General features: G+C 52.9%; 19 protein-coding genes and 1 tRNA gene. 8 read left to right on the forward strand and 12 right to left on the reverse strand.

Features of this window, described 5'->3' with window-relative positions:
* Nucleotides 1-29: 29 nt before the first annotated feature.
* Nucleotides 30-1,409: a putrescine aminotransferase gene (ygjG, locus tag A7Z06_RS01865; protein ID WP_001309772.1), complete on the reverse strand. Its 1,380-nt coding sequence runs from the start codon at nucleotides 1,407-1,409 to the stop codon at nucleotides 30-32.
* A gap of 418 nt (nucleotides 1,410-1,827) precedes the next feature.
* Between ygjG and aer the strand changes: the two genes are divergently transcribed.
* Nucleotides 1,828-3,348, forward strand: coding sequence for an aerotaxis sensor receptor Aer (aer, locus tag A7Z06_RS01875; RefSeq protein WP_105279321.1), 1,521 nt, complete (start codon nucleotides 1,828-1,830; stop codon nucleotides 3,346-3,348).
* A 300-nt stretch (nucleotides 3,349-3,648) separates the two neighbouring features.
* On the opposite strand, the gene nfeR is transcribed toward aer, so the two are convergent.
* Entirely contained in the window at nucleotides 3,649-4,272 is a 624-nt protein-coding gene (nfeR, locus tag A7Z06_RS01880) for a DNA-binding transcriptional regulator NfeR (RefSeq protein ID WP_000018005.1), read from the reverse strand.
* A 276-nt stretch (nucleotides 4,273-4,548) separates the two neighbouring features.
* Between nfeR and nfeF the strand changes: the two genes are divergently transcribed.
* On the forward strand, nucleotides 4,549-5,313 hold the full coding sequence (gene nfeF / locus A7Z06_RS01890) for an NADPH-dependent ferric chelate reductase NfeF (protein ID WP_001065906.1): 765 nt from the start codon (nucleotides 4,549-4,551) through the stop codon (nucleotides 5,311-5,313).
* Between the two features lie 49 nt (nucleotides 5,314-5,362).
* Here nfeF and A7Z06_RS01895 read toward each other — a convergent pair.
* Nucleotides 5,363-5,438: transfer RNA gene (locus A7Z06_RS01895), tRNA-Ile, on the reverse strand.
* 125 nt (nucleotides 5,439-5,563) lie between these two features.
* Here A7Z06_RS01895 and mug point away from each other — a divergent pair.
* Entirely contained in the window at nucleotides 5,564-6,070 is a 507-nt protein-coding gene (mug, locus tag A7Z06_RS01900; RefSeq protein WP_000227303.1) for a G/U mismatch-specific DNA glycosylase, read from the forward strand.
* Nucleotides 6,071-6,147: 77 nt separating this feature from the next.
* On the opposite strand, the gene rpoD is transcribed toward mug, so the two are convergent.
* The 3 genes from rpoD to rpsU form a co-directional block, all read right to left on the reverse strand.
* Nucleotides 6,148-7,989 (reverse strand): RNA polymerase sigma factor RpoD, encoded by a 1,842-nt coding sequence (gene rpoD / locus A7Z06_RS01905; RefSeq protein ID WP_000437367.1) that lies wholly within the window; start codon nucleotides 7,987-7,989, stop codon nucleotides 6,148-6,150.
* Nucleotides 7,990-8,183: 194 nt separating this feature from the next.
* On the reverse strand, nucleotides 8,184-9,929 hold the full coding sequence (gene dnaG / locus A7Z06_RS01915) for a DNA primase (protein WP_000918843.1): 1,746 nt from the start codon (nucleotides 9,927-9,929) through the stop codon (nucleotides 8,184-8,186).
* Between the two features lie 110 nt (nucleotides 9,930-10,039).
* Nucleotides 10,040-10,255, reverse strand: a complete 216-nt coding sequence (gene rpsU, locus A7Z06_RS01920; protein ID WP_001144069.1) for a 30S ribosomal protein S21 — start codon at nucleotides 10,253-10,255, stop codon at nucleotides 10,040-10,042.
* A gap of 237 nt (nucleotides 10,256-10,492) precedes the next feature.
* Between rpsU and tsaD the strand changes: the two genes are divergently transcribed.
* The gene (gene tsaD, locus A7Z06_RS01930; protein WP_001264365.1) at nucleotides 10,493-11,506 is read left to right on the forward strand and encodes a tRNA (adenosine(37)-N6)-threonylcarbamoyltransferase complex transferase subunit TsaD; all 1,014 of its coding nucleotides are present in this window, start codon (nucleotides 10,493-10,495) and stop codon (nucleotides 11,504-11,506) included.
* 42 nt (nucleotides 11,507-11,548) lie between these two features.
* Here the strand turns inward: tsaD and ttdT are convergent, their stop codons facing one another.
* The 3 genes from ttdT to ttdA are packed head-to-tail and all read right to left on the reverse strand — an operon-like array spanning nucleotide 11,549 to nucleotide 14,574.
* Nucleotides 11,549-13,012: an L-tartrate/succinate antiporter gene (gene ttdT / locus A7Z06_RS01935; protein ID WP_000804983.1), complete on the reverse strand. Its 1,464-nt coding sequence runs from the start codon at nucleotides 13,010-13,012 to the stop codon at nucleotides 11,549-11,551.
* 48 nt (nucleotides 13,013-13,060) lie between these two features.
* Complete coding sequence (gene ttdB / locus A7Z06_RS01940; protein ID WP_000722957.1) at nucleotides 13,061-13,666, reverse strand: L(+)-tartrate dehydratase subunit beta; 606 nt, start codon at nucleotides 13,664-13,666, stop codon at nucleotides 13,061-13,063.
* Nucleotides 13,663-14,574: a L(+)-tartrate dehydratase subunit alpha gene (gene ttdA / locus A7Z06_RS01945; RefSeq protein ID WP_000986723.1), complete on the reverse strand. Its 912-nt coding sequence runs from the start codon at nucleotides 14,572-14,574 to the stop codon at nucleotides 13,663-13,665. The genes ttdB and ttdA overlap by 4 nt, the downstream gene beginning before the upstream one ends.
* 206 nt (nucleotides 14,575-14,780) lie before the next feature.
* On the opposite strand from ttdA, the gene ttdR reads away from it, so the two are divergent.
* Nucleotides 14,781-15,713: an L-tartrate utilization transcriptional activator TtdR gene (gene ttdR / locus A7Z06_RS01955; protein ID WP_000935221.1), complete on the forward strand. Its 933-nt coding sequence runs from the start codon at nucleotides 14,781-14,783 to the stop codon at nucleotides 15,711-15,713.
* 12 nt (nucleotides 15,714-15,725) lie between these two features.
* Here the strand turns inward: ttdR and plsY are convergent, their stop codons facing one another.
* A complete protein-coding gene (plsY, locus tag A7Z06_RS01960) occupies nucleotides 15,726-16,343 on the reverse strand; it encodes a glycerol-3-phosphate 1-O-acyltransferase PlsY (protein ID WP_001272794.1) in 618 nt (205 codons plus the stop codon).
* A gap of 104 nt (nucleotides 16,344-16,447) precedes the next feature.
* On the opposite strand from plsY, the gene folB reads away from it, so the two are divergent.
* Nucleotides 16,448-16,816 carry a bifunctional dihydroneopterin aldolase/7,8-dihydroneopterin epimerase gene (gene folB / locus A7Z06_RS01965; RefSeq protein WP_010347879.1) on the forward strand — a complete coding sequence of 123 codons (369 nt, stop codon included), beginning with the start codon at nucleotides 16,448-16,450 and terminating at the stop codon, nucleotides 16,814-16,816.
* A 90-nt stretch (nucleotides 16,817-16,906) separates the two neighbouring features.
* Complete coding sequence (gene bacA, locus A7Z06_RS01970) at nucleotides 16,907-17,728, forward strand: undecaprenyl-diphosphate phosphatase (RefSeq protein WP_010347875.1); 822 nt, start codon at nucleotides 16,907-16,909, stop codon at nucleotides 17,726-17,728.
* Nucleotides 17,729-17,890: 162 nt separating this feature from the next.
* On the opposite strand, the gene cca is transcribed toward bacA, so the two are convergent.
* Nucleotides 17,891-19,129, reverse strand: coding sequence for a fused tRNA nucleotidyltransferase/2',3'-cyclic phosphodiesterase/2' nucleotidase/phosphatase Cca (gene cca, locus A7Z06_RS01975; protein WP_000708487.1), 1,239 nt, complete (start codon nucleotides 19,127-19,129; stop codon nucleotides 17,891-17,893).
* 63 nt (nucleotides 19,130-19,192) lie between these two features.
* Complete coding sequence (locus A7Z06_RS01980; RefSeq protein WP_001125317.1) at nucleotides 19,193-19,813, reverse strand: TIGR04211 family SH3 domain-containing protein; 621 nt, start codon at nucleotides 19,811-19,813, stop codon at nucleotides 19,193-19,195.
* 241 nt (nucleotides 19,814-20,054) lie between these two features.
* Here A7Z06_RS01980 and ygiF point away from each other — a divergent pair, with 241 nt between their 5' ends.
* Nucleotides 20,055-21,356, forward strand: a complete 1,302-nt coding sequence (gene ygiF / locus A7Z06_RS01990; RefSeq protein WP_000046294.1) for an inorganic triphosphatase — start codon at nucleotides 20,055-20,057, stop codon at nucleotides 21,354-21,356.
* The last annotated feature ends 15 nt before the right edge of the window (nucleotides 21,357-21,371 follow it).

The following is a 21,371-nucleotide window of genomic DNA, read 5'->3' on the forward strand; positions in this document are numbered from 1 at the left end:
GCGACGTTGCATCGCCATCCGATTTGATATTACGCTTCTTCGACACTTACTCGCATGGCCGCCAGCGCCTTACGCGCCGCTTTGATCACCAGTTCACACTGTTCAATGGTCAGCGTCAGTGGCGGTTCAATGCGGATCGTTTTGGCGTTGTTGAGCGTGCCGGCGACCAGCACACGCTGGCGGAACATCTCGCTGGCAAAGTTGTAGCCGATTTCGTTATCAACAAACTCAATCGCCATCAACATCCCTTTACCTCGCGCTTCCTGCACCAGATCGGGATATTCCCGCGCCAGTTGGCGGAAACCGTCCAGCAACATATCGCCTTTTTGTTCAGCCTGAGCCGGTAAGTTCTGCTCCAGCAACACATTGATGGTCGCCAGCGCCGCCGCACAGGCCAGCGGGTTGCCGCCAAAGGTGGTGGTATGCAGGAACGGGTTGTCGAACAGGACTGAGAACACCTCTTCAGTGGCGATGGTTGCGCCAATCGGCATCACGCCGCCGCCGAGGGCTTTTGCCAGACACAGAATATCCGGCTGAACGTTCTCATGCTCACAGGCGAACATCTTGCCCGTGCGCCCCATGCCCGTTTGTACTTCATCGAGGATCATCAGTGCGCCGAACTCATCGCACAGCTTACGCACGGCGGTGAGGTAGCCCGGCGGCGGCAGAATGACGCCACCTTCGCCCTGAATCGGCTCAAGGATCACCGCAGCCACATCATCACCGGTTTTTTTGCACTCGCTAAGAGCCGTGCGCATGGCTTCGATATTGCCAAACGGCACATGACGGAAGCCCGGTAGCAGCGGCATAAACGGTTTGCGGAAGGTCGATTTTGCCGTGGCTGACAGTGCGCCAAGCGATTTACCGTGGAACGCGCCGCTGGTGGCAATAAAAGTAAACTTGCCGCGCGGTGACTGATAAGCCTTCGCCAGCTTCAGCGCCGCTTCAACGGACTCAGTGCCGCTATTACAGAAGAAGCTGTATTTCAGTTTACCGGGCGTTAGCGCGGCAAGGGTTTTCGCCAGCATCGCCCGTAATGGGTCTAGCAACTCCTGGCTGTGCAGCGGCTGTTTCGCAAGTTGATTCTGTACGGCGGAAACCACAACTGGATTACGGTGCCCCACGTTGAAAATGCCAAAACCTCCCAGGCAGTCGATAAACTCCTGTCCTTGGGTGTCGACAAGCGTATTTAAACCTCCCGCTTGCCACTCTACGGCTCCGTAATCCCCGCCGGCGGTAACAGATTTGCGATACTCTAAAAACCCCGGATTGACATGCTCTTTGAAGTATTCAATCACCTCCCGGTTAAGTGCTTTCATCTCCTCATGATCCAGCGTTCGCTTTTCAATGAGATTCAGGGCGTGGGCGCTGCACGCTAAAGCCGATGCGCTCGAAGGTAACCTGTTCAAAATATGCTCCAGAGGCTCGCGTATCACATGATACCGATTTAAGTATTGCAGGGATTGCGCCACTCCGGCTGCGATCGCGAAAATCGGGATAAACATAAATGCGGTTATCATTCATGCAATATTTAATGCTATTTGTTAACACTTGCTGTTGTTTTGAACGATTTTTATCGGGCGCACCTCCTGCTATCCAGGAGGAAATGCACTATGTCAGGGCAATAATTGCCTGATTGTTGGGCAATATAATAAACGTGCCGGGATAGTACCCAAGTGAAAGTATTTTAAATCAAGGAATTAGGTTTTGTGCTTTAATCGAAAATTGCGATCTAAATCAAATTAAACCACTAAAGATAACCGCACCGGAGCCGACATAACTTCTGACAAGAAGTTAACAACAATATAACCTGCACAGGACGCGATTATGTCTTCTCATTCGTATGTCACCCAGCAAAATATCCCGCTGGCTGACGATACCACTCTGATGTCTACTACCAATCTACAAAGCTATATCACACATGCTAATGACACTTTTGTGCAGGTTAGCGGCTATACCTTGCAAGAGTTACAGGGACAGCCGCATAACATGGTGCGCCATCCGGATATGCCGAAAGCGGCCTTTGCTGATATGTGGTACACCCTGAAGCAGGGGGAACCCTGGAGTGGTATTGTGAAAAATCGGCACAAAAATGGCGATCATTATTGGGTGCGGGCGAATGTGGTGCCGATGGTGCGTGAGGGCAAAATCAGTGGTTATATGTCGATTCGTACACGGGCGACGGATGACGAGATCGCAGCGGTAGAGCCGCTGTACAAGGCGCTGAATGCCGGACGTACAAATAAGCGTATTCATAAAGGTCTGGTGGTGCGTAAAGGCTGGCTGGGAAAACAGCCTTCATTGCCGCTTCGCTGGCGGGCGCGTGGAGTGATGGCGCTGATGTTTATCGTGCTGGCGGCAATGCTCTGGTTTGTTGCTGCCCCGGTGGTGACGTATTTCCTCTGTGCGCTAGTGATGTTGTTGGCAAATGCCTGTTTTGAATGGCAGATTGTACGCCCGATAGAAAATGTTGCCCGTCAGGCACTGAAGGTGGCGACCGGAGAACGTAATAGTGTTGAGCATTTGAATCGCAGCGATGAGCTGGGGCTGACATTACGCGCGGTAGGGCAACTTGGCCTGATGTGCCGTTGGCTAATTAATGATGTCTCAAGCCAGGTGTCCAGTGTCAGAAACGGCAGCGAGACGCTGGCGAAAGGCACTGATGAACTGAACGAACATACCCAGCAGACAGTTGATAACGTTCAGCAAACGGTGGCGACCATGAACCAGATGGCGGCGTCGGTGAAACAGAACTCTGCTACGGCGTCGGCTGCCGATAAACTTTCTATCACTGCCAGTAATGCAGCAGTGCAGGGCGGGGAAGCGATGACCACGGTGATCAAAACGATGGACGATATCGCCGACAGTACCCAGCGCATTGGCACCATAACTTCGCTGATTAACGATATTGCGTTTCAGACCAATATCCTCGCCCTGAATGCGGCGGTGGAAGCGGCGCGCGCCGGAGAACAAGGCAAAGGTTTCGCGGTGGTGGCTGGGGAGGTACGTCATTTAGCCAGCCGTAGCGCCAATGCTGCCAACGATATTCGCAAGCTAATTGATGCCAGTGCAGATAAGGTGCAATCCGGTTCGCAACAGGTACACGCCGCCGGGCGGACGATGGACGATATTGTGGTGCAGGTAAAAAACGTCACCCAGTTAATTGCTCAGATTAGCCATTCAACGCTGGAACAGGCTGATGGGCTTTCCAGCCTGACCCGTGCGGTAGATGAGCTTAACCTGATCACCCAGAAAAACGCCGAGCTAGTGGAGGAGAGCGCGCAGGTGTCGGCGATGGTAAAACACCGCGCCAGCCGACTGGAAGACGCGGTGACGGTGCTGCATTAATCGGTATGCCGCATCCGGCAGTTAGAGCACAATGCCTGATGCGATGCTGGCGCATCTTATCAGGCCTACGGGGGGTAGGCGGATAAGGTATTTACGCTGTATCCGGCAGTTGGAGCACAATGCCTGATGCGATGCTGACACATCTTATCAGGCCTACGGACGGGTGTAGGCCGGATAAGGCGTTCACGCCGCATCCGGCGGTTGGTACACAATGCCTGATGCGATGCTGACGCATCTTATCAGTCCTGCGGACGGGTGTAGGCGGATAAGGCGTTCAACGCCGCATCCGGCAATCGGTGATTAATCCAGTTGCGTAATATCAAAAGCAGCGCGGTCGATCACCGCAATGATCTTTTTTATCTGCGCGTCGGTGATATCGCTCTGGTTGACGCGTAAGTCCAGCACCGCTTTAAAATTATCCAGCGCCCGCTTCATTTGCGGGTTCTGGCGCAGCGCCGCACCAACGCAACGCGCTTTGATGCGTTCCTCAATCATCTCCACTTGTTCGCGGTTTTCTTCCAGCCACTGCGCGCCCTGTTCGGTCAGCGCAATCTGTTTTTTGCCGCCTTCCTCTTCGCGGATGGTAATTAGCGACTGCTCCTGGAGAAAATCCAGCGTCGGGTAGATGACGCCCGGGCTTGGGGTGTAATTCCCCTGGGTCAGATTCTCAATCGCTTTAATCAACTCATAACCGTGGCTGTCATCGCGCGAGAGAATATCCAGAATCACCAGGCGCAATTCACCGTGACCAAAGAAACGCTGCCGACGACCACCACCGCGACCGTGGCGACCACCGCAGCATTGACCGTGTTCATGCTGGTGACCGTGCCCGCAGTGCTCGTGTTCTGACTTCTCACCTTTGCAGCAGCCTTCATGGCGTGGCTGGCCTTCATGTTTACAACACCCTTCGTGATGATGGCTCATATCAGCCTCCTTTTGCTTAATTAGATATATCTAATTTATATCTGATATGAGCATTGCTGCAAGTACAAAAATGATTTTTAAACTCAGATGTACTCAACATGTAGGCCGGATAAGGCGTTCACGCCGCATCCGGCAGCCTTGCTACGGTGCTGAATGACTTCACATACTTCAGATATATCAGTACTACAAATTGCTTGCATTTATCATGATTAACAATCATTATCATTTGCGAATTTTATTTAGATATATCTGATTACCATCACGAAGGCGATAACAATGAATAACTCTCCCCGCTACCCACAGCGCGTTCGCAATGATCTGCGCTTCCGTGAACTGACCGTGTTACGCGTTGAGCGCATCAGCGCCGGTTTTCAGCGCATTGTCCTCGGCGGCGAGGCGTTGGACGGTTTTACGTCGCGCGGCTTTGACGATCACAGCAAACTCTTCTTTCCTCAACCTGACGCTCACTTTGTACCGCCAACGGTAACAGAAGAGGGTATCGTCTGGCCGGAAGGGCCACGCCCGCCGTCGCGCGACTATACGCCACTGTATGATGAGCAGCGCCATGAACTGGCGATCGATTTTTTTATTCATGACGGCGGTGTCGCCAGCGGCTGGGCGATGCAGGCGCAACCGGGCGATAAACTCACAGTAGCCGGACCGCGTGGTTCGCTGGTGGTGCCGGAAGATTACGCGTATCAGCTGTATGTCTGTGATGAATCCGGAATGCCCGCACTGCGCCGCCGCCTGGAAACGTTGAGCAAACTTGCCGTTAAACCGCAAGTTACCGCGCTGGTCAGCGTGCGGGATAACGCCTGTCAGGATTATCTCGCGCACCTTGACGGTTTTAACATCGAGTGGCTGGCGCATGATGAGCAGGCGGTGGACGCGCGTCTGGCGCAGCTGGAAATTCCTGCCGATGATTATTTCATCTGGATAACCGGCGAAGGTAAGGTGGTTAAGAATTTAAGCCGCCGCTTTGAAGCGGAACAATATGACCCACAGCGGGTACGTGCAGCAGCTTACTGGCACGCAAAGTAATTGATATATGAAAAAAGGCTGACGATTTCTCGTCAGCCTTTGCGGTATCTGGTGGCCCCTGCTGGACTTGAACCAGCGACCAAGCGATTATGAGTCGCCTGCTCTAACCACTGAGCTAAGGGGCCATGGTAGCGGATTATAAAGTAACTCCGTGCCGCGATCCAGCCATTAGCGTGCGGCTGCTGTTTTTATAAACAACGTGTTTTCAATTCGTTATACTTCCTGCGGGTTGTGTTGTTCAGGAGTTAATATGGTTGACGATATTCTTGCGCCAGGATTGCGTGTGGTGTTTTGTGGCATCAATCCGGGTCTTTCTTCCGCAGAGTCTGGCTTTCCGTTTGCCCATCCGGCAAATCGCTTCTGGAAGGTGATTTATCAGGCCGGATTTACCGACCGTCAGTTGAAGCCACAGGAAGCGCAGCATCTGCTGGATTATCGTTGCGGTGTTACCAAACTGGTAGATCGTCCAACGGTGCAAGCCAATGAAGTTTCAAAGCAGGAGTTGCACGCAGGCGGGCGCAAGCTGATTGAAAAAATTGAAGATTATCAGCCGCAAGCGTTGGCGATTCTGGGCAAACAAGCATATGAACAGGGATTCAGCCAGCGCGGTGCACAATGGGGGAAACAAACGCTCACCATTGGTTCGACGCAGATTTGGGTGTTGCCGAATCCCAGCGGCTTAAGCCGCGTTTCACTGGAGAAACTGGTTGAGGCGTATCGGGAACTGGATCAGGCGCTGGTCGTGCGTGGGCGATAAAAACGCCACCGAAAAGGTGGCGTTTGTGCAGAGGGATAAGTGCCGGATGCGGCGTAAACGCCTATCCGGCTTACCGATTAATCGTCCAGGAAGCTACGCAGTACTTCAGAACGGCTTGGGTGACGCAGTTTACGCAGCGCCTTCGCTTCGATCTGACGGATACGTTCACGGGTAACGTCGAACTGTTTACCCACTTCTTCCAGCGTGTGGTCGGTGTTCATGTCGATACCGAAACGCATACGCAGAACTTTCGCTTCACGCGCGGTCAGCCCAGCCAGCACGTCGTGCGTTGCCGCACGCAGGCTTTCGGTGGTCGCAGAATCCAGCGGCAGCTCGAGGGTGGTATCCTCGATGAAATCACCCAGATGCGAATCTTCATCATCACCGATCGGCGTTTCCATGGAGATTGGCTCTTTGGCGATCTTCAGCACTTTGCGGATTTTGTCTTCCGGCATCAGCATACGTTCAGCCAGTTCTTCCGGCGTCGGTTCACGACCCATTTCTTGCAGCATCTGGCGAGAAATACGGTTGAGCTTGTTGATAGTCTCAATCATATGCACCGGAATACGGATGGTGCGCGCCTGATCTGCGATAGAGCGGGTGATCGCCTGACGGATCCACCAGGTTGCGTAGGTGGAGAACTTGTAACCACGACGGTATTCGAATTTATCAACCGCTTTCATCAGACCGATGTTGCCTTCCTGAATCAGATCGAGGAACTGCAAGCCACGGTTGGTGTATTTCTTAGCGATAGAAATAACCAGACGTAAGTTCGCTTCAACCATCTCTTTCTTCGCACGGCGGGCTTTCGCTTCACCGATGGACATGCGACGGTTAATGTCTTTAACCTGCTCAATGGTCAGGCCGGTTTCTTCTTCAATCTGCTGCAGTTTCTGCAGGGCGCGATGCACTTCTTCAGAGACATCGTGCAGTTTTTCCGACCACGGTTTGTTCATCGCAATTGCCGCGTTGAACCAGGTATCGCTGGTTTCGTTGCCGGTAAACAGGGTGATGAAGTTTTTCTTCGGCATTTTGCACTGCTCAACGCAGAGCTTCATGATCAGACGCTCTTGTGTACGAACGCGATCCATCATGACGCGCATACTGTTGACCAGGTAGTCAAACTGCTTCGGCACCAGGCGGAACTGTTTGAATACTTCAGACAGTTTCAGGATTTCTTCCTGAGCGGCAGCGTGGCTGCGGCCTTTCGCTTTGATGGTGTCACGCGTTACAACGTACTGAGCGCGCAGTTCAGCAAATTTTTCGCGAGCCAACTCCGGGTCGATGCTGTTGTCATCGTCGGCACTGTCGTCGTCGGCATCTTCTTCGTCTTCATCTTCGTCATCGTCCAGATCTTCCTGGGAAAGCTCAGAACCGACGTGAGTGGCGGTTGGTGCCAGATCTTCTTCTGCGTTCGGGTCAACAAAGCCAGTGATCAGATCGGACAGACGCGCTTCTTCTGCTTCAACACGATCATACTGTTCCAGCAGATAGGTGATCGCTTCCGGATATTCAGCAACGGAGCATTGAACCTGGTTGATCCCGTCTTCGATGCGTTTAGCGATGTCAATTTCGCCTTCGCGGGTCAACAGTTCAACGGTGCCCATTTCACGCATGTACATGCGTACCGGGTCAGTCGTGCGCCCGATTTCAGATTCCACGCTGGAAAGCACCTGCGCGGCGGCTTCGGCAGCATCTTCGTCTGCTGTGTTTTCAGCCAGCATCAGGTCATCGGCATCCGGCGCTTCTTCCATCACCTGAATGCCCATGTCATTGATCATTTGGATGATGTCTTCGATCTGATCGGAATCGACGATATCTTCCGGCAGATGGTCATTGACCTCGGCATAGGTCAGATAGCCTTGCTCCTTACCACGGGTGACAAGAAGTTTCAGCTGTGACTGCGGGTTTTGCTCCATAAGACGGTATCCACACTTATTTCATGAGGTTGGTGTTGGGCGATTGACCGGATATCATTCAGACGTTAATACTGAAATCCAACGGTTATTTACCGCCAACGATAATTACGAGGGCGTACTTATATCATTGCCGCTGCCTCTCAGTGCGGCTGTCGGGGGCTTCCCGATCGCTATTCGGCACTTAAGCCGTTAAATCACTTTTTCGCCAGTTCCTGGTTTAATGTCCAGAGTTCCAGGCGTTCTTCATTACTTAAACCATGGGTGCGCTCACGAGCGATTAACTCTTCCTGGCGCAGTTCAAGCAACGAATCAAACATATGGTTGAGTGAGTCGGTGAAGGTTTGCTCAGCAATATTCTTATCTGCTATATCGTCCCACATCGACAGTTTTTCAAGGGTGGCAGCATTATTTGTACCACGATAGTGCTCTAAAAGTTGCCCGGTGGTCAGACCTGGCTGAGAGAGACAAGTGTTGACCAGTTCTCTGAATAAGCCAAGTCCAGGAAGCTTATTTTGATCCAGATTCTCAAGCGGCGGGACTAACGTCGCTAATTCTGGATTTTGCACCAGCAACCCTATAAGTATACGCATGGTCGTGCGTTTTAGCTGCGGAACAGGACGAGAAACGCCGTTCTCTGCTGCTTTCGGCATTAATCGTTCAAGCTGGCTGTCATCAAGTATGCCTAACTTGTTGCCTAATTCCTGACGAAGATAGATGCGCAGCGTTTCTCCTGGCACCTGAGAAATCAGTGGCAGCGCCAGCGTACTTAAACGTGCGCGCCCGTCAGGGGTACTCAGGTCAACCTGCGGCATCAGGCTGTTAAACAGAAACGCGGAGAGCGGCATTGCCTGCTCCATTCGCGCTTCAAACGCCTCTTTACCCTCTTTGCGCACCAGTGTGTCTGGGTCTTCGCCATCGGGTAAAAACATAAAGCGTAACTGACGGCCGTCTGTCATATAAGGCAGCGCAGTTTCCAGCGCCCGCCAGGCGGCATCGCGACCTGCACGGTCGCCGTCATAACAGCAAATGACATTGTTGGTCGCGCGGAACAATAACTGAATGTGATCGGCAGTGGTTGACGTACCCAGCGATGCAACGGCGTAATTAATACCGTATTGCGCCAGAGCCACCACGTCCATATAGCCTTCGACCACCAACAGACGCTGGGGTTCAGCGTTATCCTGCTGCGCTTCATAAAGACCGTAAAGCTGGCGGCCTTTATGGAAAATATCAGTTTCCGGTGAGTTCAGGTATTTGGGGGTATCGTTGCCCAGCACGCGCCCGCCAAAACCAATCACCCGACCGCGCTTATCGCGAATAGGGAACATCACCCGCTCGCGGAAACGATCGTAACTGCGACCCTGATCGTTGGTGACCAACATGCCCGCATCAATCAATGACTGGCGATTTTCTGGATTGCCGCCAAACCGTTTCAGGACGTTGTCCCAGCCGGGGGGGGCAAAACCAATCGCAAAGCGGGCGATAACCTCGTGGCTTAATCCGCGTTTTTCCAGATACTGGCGCGCAGATGTGGCAACAGGTTGTTGTAAAGATTGTTGGTAAAACGTATTCAGACCGTCCATCAACTGATAAAGCGTTTGCCGTTGATGGCGCTCTATCTGGCTGGGGCCGCTGCCTGCTTCAAATGGCACTTCAAGATTGTGCATTGCTGCCAACTCTTCGACCGTTTCGACGAACTCAAGCTTGTCGTAGTTCATCAGAAAGTCGATCGCGTTGCCGTGCGCGCCACATCCAAAGCAGTGGTAAAACTGTTTCTCACCGTTGACGGTGAATGACGGGGTTTTCTCGTTGTGGAATGGACAACACGCGTGAAAATTCTTGCCCTGCTTTTTCAGCTTCACACGGGCATCGATCAGATCGACGATGTCAGTGCGTGCCAGCAGATCATTAATGAATACGCGTGGGATTCGTCCAGCCATAGGCCCCGATTTTTAGCAATTCATAAACGAAAATAAGCCGCGCATTCCTTTCGGAAGCACGGCCTTACAACTACAACTCGGTCTGATCGGAGAGCAACGCTCTCAGGGAATTAGTACAGACGAGTACGGCGTGCGTTTTCGCGAGCCAGTTTCTTCGCGTGACGTTTCACTGCAGAAGCTTTAGCGCGCTTACGTTCGGTAGTCGGTTTTTCATAGAACTCACGACGACGAACTTCCGCCAGAACACCTGCTTTTTCGCAGGAACGCTTGAAGCGACGCAGAGCTACGTCGAACGGCTCGTTTTCACGTACTTTAATTACCGGCATGTGCCTCTCACCTTTGATTAATTCGGTTTGCCGCTGGCATCAACGCCAGCTTATTTCAAAATGGTGCGGAATTTTACTGCAATTGCTGCTGCTTTGTAAAGCACCGCGACCTCTTTTGAAAGGGACTTTTATAAGGGTGAGGAGTATACACGAGGCTTTCTCCAGGGGCGAACAAAGTTTTACATCAACCCGCATTGGTTCTACACTGCGCGGTAATAAAGCGAGGTAAAACAAGTCATGCGTGTACTGGGTATTGAAACTTCCTGCGATGAAACCGGCATCGCCATTTACGACGATGAAAAAGGTTTGTTAGCCAACCAATTGTATAGTCAGGTGAAATTACACGCTGACTACGGCGGCGTGGTGCCTGAACTGGCCTCCCGCGATCACGTGCGTAAAACCGTACCGTTGATCCAGGCGGCGCTGAAAGAGTCTGGTTTGACGGCAAAAGATATTGATGCCGTGGCCTATACCGCAGGCCCAGGATTAGTCGGCGCGCTGCTGGTTGGTGCGACCGTGGGACGTTCTCTGGCGTTTGCCTGGAACGTTCCGGCGATTCCGGTGCACCATATGGAAGGGCATCTGTTAGCACCGATGCTGGAAGATAACCCGCCGGAATTTCCGTTTGTCGCATTGCTGGTTTCCGGCGGCCATACGCAGTTAATCAGCGTTACCGGCATTGGTCAGTATGAGCTGCTCGGCGAGTCCATTGATGATGCCGCTGGTGAAGCGTTTGATAAAACCGCGAAGCTGCTGGGGCTGGATTATCCAGGCGGGCCGCTGCTGTCGAAAATGGCGGCTCAGGGTACAGCCGGGCGCTTTGTCTTCCCGCGTCCGATGACCGACCGTCCGGGGCTGGATTTCAGCTTTTCTGGTCTGAAAACCTTCGCCGCGAACACGATTCGTGATAACGGCACCGACGACCAGACGCGTGCTGATATCGCCCGCGCTTTTGAAGATGCGGTGGTCGATACGCTGATGATTAAGTGTAAGCGTGCGCTGGATCAGACGGGCTTTAAGCGACTGGTAATGGCAGGCGGCGTGAGTGCTAACCGCACGCTGCGGGCGAAACTGGCGGAAATGATGAAAAAGCGTCGCGGCGAAGTGTTCTACGCGCGTCCGGAATTTTGTACTGATAACGGCGCGATGATCGCCTATGCCGGAATGGTGCGGTTTAAAGCAGGCGCGACGGCGGATCTCGGCGTTAGCGTGCGTCCGCGCTGGCCGCTGGCGGAGTTACCCGCTGCGTAAAACTCTCGGGTGCCGGAGAGCAATTTCCGGCACCGTCCTCACTTAAAGCAACACCACGGGCATCCACAGTAAGCCGGTAATCACCAGCAACACGAGGAATATCAGCCCAAAAATCGCCCCCAGTCGCCAGTAATCCACCGTTGGCAGATAACCACTACCGTAGTAAATCGGACTGGGTCCGGTGGCGTATGGTGTAAGAATGCTCCCCAGACCAATTGCCGCGCCAACCATCAGGCAGAACACCGGCAGCGAGATTTCCGGCATCGCCAGCGCAGCGGCAATCATCATCGGCGCGAGAGCGGAGGTATACGCCGTGGCGCTGGCAAAAAAGTAGCGCAGCAGATAAAACACCACAATCAACGCCATCATCACCATCGTCGGCGAATAACCACTTAAGCTGCCTGCTAACAGTTTGCCAAACCAGCTAATAAAACCGGTGTTGTTGAGTCCGGTGGCGAGGGTGATTAGCGAGGCCAGCCAGAAGAAAACGTTCCACGCTGCTTTATTACTGACAATATCGTCCCAGCTGATAATACGCAGAAGCAGCATCAGTGCCACCACGCTGTAACCGACCATCGCAGCATCGATATAATCACCGCCGAAAATCCACAGCACCAGCGCGCCTACCATCAGCCCCAGCATCCGTTTTTCACGCGAACAGAGTGGCCCCATCGCTTGCAGTTCCGTCTCTGCCCAACGCGGCACCTGATCACCAGACTTCAGTACCGGTGGGTATAGCACGTAAGCCAGCCAGGGAACCAGCAGAACCAGTAAAATACTGAGCGGCAACATCCCGAGGAACCAGTCGCCCCAACTCAGCGTGGCGTGAGATGCGCTTTTCATCAGTCCAATTAGCAGCAAGTTAGGTGCCATCGCCGTCAGGAAAATGGCGCTGGTCACACAATCGGCAACAATCCCCATCCACATGATGTAGGAGCCAATGCTGCGCGAACTGCTGTCGTTCGGCTGTGATTGATAGAGCGGCGGCAGGTTACGGATGATGGGATAGATAATCCCCGCACCGCGCGCTGAGTTGGAAGGTGTTACAGGTGCCAGGATCAGCTCGGAGAACATCACCGCATAGCCGAGAAACAGTGTGCGATGCCCCATCTTTTTCACCAGAATCAGCGCGATGCGACGTCCAAGTCCGGTTTTTTCATAGCCAGTGCCAAACATAAAGGCGGCGAAAATCAGCCAGATAACCGAATTAGAAAAACCGGAAACCGCCCAGGAGAGGGATTTAGCGGTGAATTTAAAGCCTGGCTGGGCGAGCTGTTCGGGGCTAAACAGCAGCCAGGGCGAGAGAATGGCGATGATGGAGATACCCACCATCGCCACCACGGCACCCGGTACCGGTTCGAGGATCAGCCCAACGATCACGCCGGTAAAAACAGCAAAGTAGTGCCAGGTATGACTCTCCAGCCCCGCAGGAACCGGAAGTAGAGCAATAATGGCGATGACCGCCAGCGGTGCGAGATATCGCCACCATTCAGTGGAAGGTTTCATCGTGTTATGCCTGCGAAAAAGGAGAGGGGGCGAACCTCTCCGGGAGGGTTATTTGATGTAATGGACGTGCTCGCAGATCTCTTCCACGATGGGATCGCGGCGTTCGGCGAACAACTTTTTGTTTTCGGCTATCAGGTTGTTGCCGTGGGTATCAATAGAGACAATCAGCGGGCCGAACTCTTTGACCCGGCAGACCCACAGTGACTCCGGCATCCCGAGTTCTGTCCAGTGCACCTCTTCAATCTCTTCCACCTGGGTTGCCGCCAGCACCGCGCAGCCTGCCGGGAAAATCACATGCAGCGCCTTGAATTTCTGGCAACCTTCTTCAGTCAGCGGCCCCATTCCGCCTTTGCCGACCACCAGTTTCACGCCGGTCTGTTCGATAAATTCACGTTCAAAACTTTCCATCCGCATACTGGTTGTTGGGCCGACGGATACCATCTCCCATTTGTCGCCATTTTTGCGCACGATGGGGCCAGCGTGGAAAATCGCTTTGCCGTTGAGATCGTAAGGGATCGGACGTTTCAGTTCGATCAGGCGGCGGTGACAAACGTCGCGGCAAGTCACCAGCGTACCGGTCAGGTAGATCACATCGCCGACGCGAATATCTTGCAGATCTTCAGCTTTGATCGGGGTTGTCAGGATCTTTTTCATAACGCGCTCCGGGTGTGAGAAAGGTTTTCAAAGGAGAGATCGGCATGAACCAGCAGCGTACCGCGACGATGCGCCCAGCAGCCGGTAGAGACAGCGACGCCGATGGTAGACGGATGGCGAGCGGCAGATTCGATATGCACGCCCATCACTGAACTGTTGCCAGTCAGCCCTTGTGGGCCAATTCCCAGACGGTTGAGTCCTTCTTCCAGGCGTAGCTCCAGCTCTGCCGCTTTTGGATTGGGATGGCGGCTGCCAATCGGGCGCAAAATGGCTTTACGTGAGAGCACGGCGGCGGTTTCCACCGAGGTGGCGATGCCTACACCTACCAGTACCGGTGGACAGGCGTTTACGGCGAGGGTGGAGATATTTTCGAAGACGAATTTCACCACGCCTTCGTAGCCTTCCGATGGCATTAACACTTTTGAGCGGCCAGGTAGCGTGCAGCCGCCGCCAGCCATGTAAACTTCGATTTCCGCGTCGTCACCGTCGGGGACGATATCCCAGGTAACCCACGGTACGCCGCTACCGGTATTTTTGCCGGTGTTCACTTCGTCAAAAATTTCCACCGCGTTGTGGCGCAGTGGCGCTTTGACGGTCGCCTCTTCCACGGCTTGCTTAAGAATGCTTTGCAGTTCGCCAAGCAGCGGGAAACGGGAACCGACCTTAACAAAAAACATGATTTCGCCGGTGTCCTGACAGGCCGGGCGATTCAGGTCGATCGCTTTTTGCATGTTATCGAACATCGTGTGGTAGATGATTTTCCCCATCGACGACGTTTCGGCGTCCCGAAGCTGTTTTAGTTTATCCACTACGTCATCAGGCATTCGGGTAGAAATCATGGCGGTAAAGTTAGCGACAATATCCGTCAACTTATTCACTGCCTGTTGTTTATTACATTCGCTCATCATGGCAACTCCAGTTTTTCTATTTGTCTGGAAAAATTCACCACCACAAACTACCACTAAAAATGTGGTTTTATATTTTTTGCCACCGTGAATATGTAATTAACAGTTCGTGAATCAACACGAAAATAAGAATGAATATTGCGCCAGAGCAGGGAATGGAAATGTTTTGCGAAATACACTGAGCCAGTCAAAATTGCGGATAGTTAACGATGCTGAATAGCTGGCCTTTAGCCAAAGACTTGCAGGTACTGGTAGAAATCGTCCATAGCGGCAGTTTTAGTGCCGCAGCGGCGACGCTTGGGCAGACGCCCGCATTTGTCACCAAACGAATCCAAATCCTTGAAAACACGCTGGCAACGACGCTACTTAACCGCTCCGCTCGCGGCGTGGCACTGACTGAAAGTGGCCAACGTTGTTACGAACATGCGCTGGAAATCCTCACCCAATATCAGCGACTGGTCGATGACGTCACGCAAATCAAAACGCGCCCGGAGGGGATGATTCGTATTGGCTGTAGTTTTGGTTTTGGGCGCAGTTATATTGCACCAGCCATTACGGAACTGATGCGCAATTACCCTGAGTTACAGGTGCATTTTGAATTGTTCGATCGGCAAATTGATTTAGTGCAGGATAATATTGATCTGGATATTCGTATTAATGATGAAATCCCTGATTATTATATTGCGCATCTTTTGACAAAAAATAAAAGAATATTATGCGCAGCACCTGAGTATCTGCAAAAATATTCCCAGCCACAATCCTTACAGGAATTAAGTCGTCATGACTGTCTGGTGACCAAAGAGCGCGATATGACCCACGGAATATGGGAGTTGGGGAACGGTCAGGAGAAAAAATCGGTGAAGGTAAGCGGGCATCTTTCCTCCAACAGCGGTGAGATAGTGCTGCAATGGGCACTGGAAGGTAAAGGGATTATGCTGCGTTCCGAATGGGATGTGCTGCCGTTTCTGGAGAGTGGCAAACTGGTGCGAGTATTGCCGGAATATGCACAAAGCGCCAATATCTGGGCTGTCTATCGGGAGCCACTCTATCGCAGTATGAAGTTGCGCGTCTGCGTAGAGTTTCTGGCGGCGTGGTGCCAGCAACGGCTGGGCAAGCCCGCCGAAGGCTATCAGGTTTTGTAAACCTGCCAGAAATCACTGCGGATCTTTTTCGCGCTTTCTTTTAAATTTCGTCCAGATTTTTGTCTCCTGGCGACGCCACAGACGCTGGATGTTGTCATGATGACGCAGCAGGATCAGGCAAGAGAGCATAGAAACCGGAAAGGTGAATTGTGGCTTAAACCACCAGACATAAAACGGAGCAATCAGTGCGCTGACAATCGCTCCCAGCGACGAATAACCGCTGAGTAAAATGGTTAACAGCCAGGTTCCCGCCATCACACCCGTTAAATCCCAGCCAATTGGTGCGATTGCGCCAAAAGCGGTGGCAACGCCTTTTCCCCCTTTAAAACCGAAGAAAACCGGCCAGATGTGTCCAAGACAGGCGGCGATGGCAATTAAGCCTAGCCAGAAGGGGCTGACACCTAATTCATACGCGCCCCAGACGGGTAACATTCCTTTCAGAACGTCGAAAATCAGCACTGCTACGGCTGCTCCCTTGCCACCGATACGTAACACATTGGTGGCGCCGGGATTGCCGGAGCCGCTGGTTCGCGGATCGGGCAGCCCACACAAGCGGCAAACCAGAATGGCACTGGAAATGGAGCCGCAGAGGTACGCGATGAGGATCATTCCAGGCGCGATTGCACTCATAAGCTGTTCCGTTTTGAAAATTCGTGTTCAACGATGAATCTGTGGATAATACGCACATTTCGCCGGAAGTGGTATCCGGTTAGCCAAAAAGCAGGCAGGACGTGATGGATATTGTATTTATAGAGCAACTTTCGGTAATCACCACTATTGGTGTTTACGACTGGGAACAGACCATCGAACAGAAGTTGGTGTTCGATATCGAAATGGCGTGGGATAACCGTAAAGCGGCGAAAAGCGATGATGTGGCGGATTGTCTCAGCTACGCTGACATTGCCGAAACGGTGGTCAGCCACGTCGAGGGCGCGCGTTTTGCACTGGTGGAACGCGTGGCGGAAGAGGTGGCGGAGCTGCTGTTGACTCGCTTTAACTCGCCGTGGGTGCGTATCAAACTCAGCAAGCCAGGCGCAGTGGCGCGTGCGGCGAATGTTGGCGTCATCATTGAGCGTGGCAATAATCTGAAAGAAAATAATTAATTTTACAGCTGTTAAACCAAACGGTTATAACCTGGTCATACTGCAGTAGTTCGGACAAGCGGTACATTTTTATAATTTAGGGGTTTATTGATGAGCGATATGCACTCGCTGCTGATAGCGGCAATATTGGGTGTGGTCGAAGGATTGACAGAATTTCTGCCGGTATCCAGCACGGGCCATATGATTATTGTCGGTCATTTGTTGGGATTTGAGGGCGACACGGCGAAAACCTTTGAAGTCGTGATCCAGTTAGGATCAATTCTGGCGGTAGTAGTGATGTTCTGGCGGCGTCTGTTTGGTCTGATTGGCATTCACTTTGGGCGTCCGTTGCAGCACGAAGGAGAAAGCAAAGGTCGGTTAACGCTGATCCACATTTTGCTGGGGATGATCCCGGCGGTGGTACTGGGGCTATTGTTCCACGATACGATTAAGTCGTTGTTTAACCCGATAAATGTGATGTATGCGCTGGTTGTTGGCGGTCTGTTGCTGATTGCCGCTGAATGCCTGAAGCCGAAAGAGCCGCGTGCGCCGGGTCTGGATGATATGACGTATCGTCAGGCGTTTATGATTGGCTGTTTCCAGTGTCTGGCGCTGTGGCCGGGTTTCTCCCGTTCCGGGGCGACCATTTCAGGTGGGATGCTGATGGGGGTGAGCCGTTACGCTGCTTCCGAGTTCTCGTTCCTGCTGGCGGTGCCGATGATGATGGGCGCAACGGCGCTCGATCTCTACAAAAGCTGGGGCTTCCTGACAACCGGCGATATCCCGATGTTTGCCGTTGGGTTTATCACCGCCTTCGTAGTGGCACTGATTGCGATTAAAACCTTCCTGCAACTGATTAAGCGCATTTCGTTTATCCCGTTCGCCATTTATCGCTTTATTGTGGCGGCTGCGGTGTATTTTGTGTTCTTTTGATTGAGAAAAGGTTCGGGAGCAGGCCTGGTTTTCTCCCTCGCTCTGTAGGGAGAAGGCCGGGGTGAGGGTGATTGTTCGCACCGGTGCTGGTCTGTTCCCCTCACCCTAACCCTCTCCCCGAAGGGGCGAGGGGACGGTTCGTGCTAACGTTTAGTTTTATACTCATTCAGGCTTTGGGCAACGTTGTTCCTTCCAGCTGGCTACCGCCGCAATCCTCCGTCGGGTCAGCTCCTCGCGAATCTCCACGCCTTTAAATCCTGCTTCAACGACGGCTTTTGTCGGCACTGACTGTGCCACTTCCCAGGCCTCGCGCAACCAGCGGCCTTGCGGGTAGTCCGCCGATTCAAAACCGGTTCTGCCGCGCACGTCAGCCTCGCTGGTCAGCGCCAGTTGCTCGACACGCTGCGGTTTACGCCAGGCGTCAATGGAATCAAATAATTTGACGATGGTTTTTGGGTTCAGCATTGGGAAGGTGTGGATGAGATCGTGAAACTCAGCCACCAGTCTGGCTAAATCGCGAATTTCATTTGGCACGCGCAGACGCTGGCATAGTTGTTCCACTAACTTAACACCCGCCGGGCCATGACCATGATGACGCGGCCAGAGTTCTGGCGGCGTCAGTCCTTTACCGAGATCGTGGCATAAAGTTGCGAAACGGACATCGACCTGCGGACTCAGCATCGCCGCCATTGAGAGCGTCATTAAGGTGTGAATACCGGTATCGATTTCCGGGTGCCATTTCGCCGGAGCGGGGACACCAAACAACGCGTCGATCTCCGGGAATAAAACGCGTAGTGCGCCGCAATCACGCAATACCTGGAAGAAAACTTGCGGATTGCGTGTGGTGAGGGCGCTTTCCGTCTCTTTCCACACCCGTTCAGGTGTCAGGTGTTCCAGTTCACCTGCGTGGGTCATCTCGCGCATCAGCGCCAGAGTTTCATCGGCAATACGAAAACCAAGGTGGGCATAACGCGCAGCAAAACGCGCCACGCGCAGTACGCGTAACGGATCTTCGCCAAAAGCGGGGGAAACATGGCGCAACAGACGATTTTGCAGATCGCCCAGACCGTTGTACGGGTCGATAATCTCGCCGTTATCGTCCTGGGCCAGCGCATTAATGGTCAGATCGCGACGCTTAAGATCATCTTCCAGCGTGACATCCGGTGCGGCATAGCAGGTAAAACCGGTGTAACCGGAACCGGATTTCCGTTCGGTACGTGCCAGCGCATACTCTTCATGCGTTTGCGGATGCAGAAAAACAGGAAAATCGCGGCCTACCTGCTGGTAGCCCGCGTCGAGCATCTCCTGTGGCGTACTGCCGACCACCACCCAATCTCTGTCTTTGACCGGTAGCCCTAACAATGCATCCCGAACAGCACCACCGACCAGATAAATCTTCACGCCATCTTCCCTTCGTCAAATACACAATTCCTAATAATAAGACAGTGCAACGAAGAAGGCGATTTAGTTCATCCAGCGATCTTTACGTTTGCGCGTTGGGATCAGGTGCGGCAATACCAGACCGAGCAGCAAGCCAAGTCCCAGCACGCCGCCACCATACATAAACCACTGCATGATGATGGTGCGCTGTTTGTCATCCAGCTGAACGCTGGCGGCATCGACTTTTTTCTGCGCGACAATCAGTTCGTTTTTCAGCTTCTGATTTTCTTCTTTTAACCCGTTGATCACACTGTCGCTCTGCGCCACTTTTTGCTGCATTTCTGCGGTGCGCTGATTCCAGGTGTTATCGATATTGGTGAGCTTATCGGTCAGAGTTCTGACCTGATTTTCCAGATCTGGCACGCGGGAGCGCAGGCTTGGCTCAGTACTCAGTTGTTTCAACGGGATCCAGGCGGTACGGCCGGAGCTGTCTTTCACCTGGGCATAATTGGTGTTGGCGTCAGTTTGTAATAATGTCACTTCTTCACCGGCGTTCACGGTGCCCACGAGGCGATAATGATCTCCCGGACCACTGCGAACCCAGGTATTCAGTTCGTCAGAAACATAGCGTTTTTCTTCCGCGTGAGAGACGGCAGTGGCGCTAAGCGCGAGTAAAGTTAGTGCGATCAGGCGTAATTTTGGCATCAGGCTGTCGTTATTGTCATGGAAAGTGGAACGATAGTAGTGGCATCAGTGTTGCTGCGCAAAGCATTCGGTATCAATCAGAATCCTCTGTGTCAGCTTTTGCCACTGTCTCAAACTTTTACGCCCGTCAAAATGCTCGTTGCATGGCAATTTGGCGCAAAATACTATCTACTGACAAAAAAGATCGCATTTAGTTCGCCGTTCATCGTCACTTATGTGACATAACCGATAAGTAAAGGCCATGGCTCAGGAAATCGAATTAAAGTTTATTGTTAATCACAGTGCCGTTGAGGCGTTGCGTGACCATCTCAATACGCTGGGCGGCGAGCATCATGATCCCGTGCAGTTACTGAACATTTACTACGAAACGCCGGATAACTGGCTGCGTGGGCACGACATGGGGCTGCGTATTCGTGGCGAAAACGGTCGCTATGAGATGACCATGAAAGTTGCCGGACGGGTAACGGGCGGATTGCACCAGCGCCCGGAATATAACGTGGCGTTGAGTGAACCGACGCTCGATCTGGCGCAGTTACCGACGGAAGTCTGGCCAAACGGTGAGTTACCTGCCGATCTCGCGTCCCGCGTGCAGCCGCTGTTCAGCACCGATTTTTATCGCGAAAAATGGCTGGTGGAGGTCGATGGCAGCCAGATTGAAATCGCTCTCGATCAGGGCGAGGTGAAAGCCGGTGAATTTGCTGAACCTATCTGTGAGCTGGAACTGGAGCTGCTTAGCGGTGAAACGCGCGCGGTGCTGAAACTGGCGAACCAACTGGTATCGCAAACCGGATTACGCCAGGGCAGCCTGAGTAAAGCAGCGCGTGGCTATCATCTGGCGCAGGGCAATCCCACGCGTGAAATCAAACCCACCACCATTCTGCATGTTGCGGCAAAAGCCGATGTGGAACAGGGGCTGGAAGCGGCGCTGGAGCTGGCGTTAGCGCAATGGCAATATCATGAAGAGCTGTGGGTGCGCGGCAACGATGCGGCGAAAGAGCAGGTGCTGGCAGCCATCGGTCTTGTTCGCCATACGCTGATGCTGTTCGGTGGTATTGTGCCAAGAAAAGCGAGCACTCACTTACGTGATTTACTGACTCAATGCGAAGCGACCATCGCTTCTGCGGTGTCTGCCGTAACGGCGGTCTACTCTACCGAAACGGCGATGGCGAAGCTGGCGTTGACCGAATGGCTGGTAAGCAAAGCCTGGCAGCCGTTTTTAGATGCCAAAGCGCAGGGCAAAATCAGCGATTCCTTCAAACGCTTTGCCGATATCCATCTTTCCCGCCATGCCGCGGAACTGAAAAGCGTTTTCTGCCAGCCGTTAGGCGATCGCTACCATGACCAGTTGCCACGCCTGACGCGTGATATTGATTCGATATTGTTGCTGGCGGGTTACTACGATCCTGTCGTCGCGCAAGCCTGGCTGGAGAACTGGCAGGGGCTGCGTCACGCTATTGCGACCGGTCAACGCATTGAAATTGAACATTTCCGTAATGAGGCAAACAATCAGGAACCGTTCTGGTTGCACAGCGGAAAACGTTAATCAGGCAAGGATAAA

The sequence above is a fragment of the Escherichia sp. MOD1-EC6819 genome, assembly GCF_002965765.1.
GTDB classification, from domain to species: Bacteria; Pseudomonadota; Gammaproteobacteria; order Enterobacterales; family Enterobacteriaceae; genus Escherichia; species Escherichia ruysiae.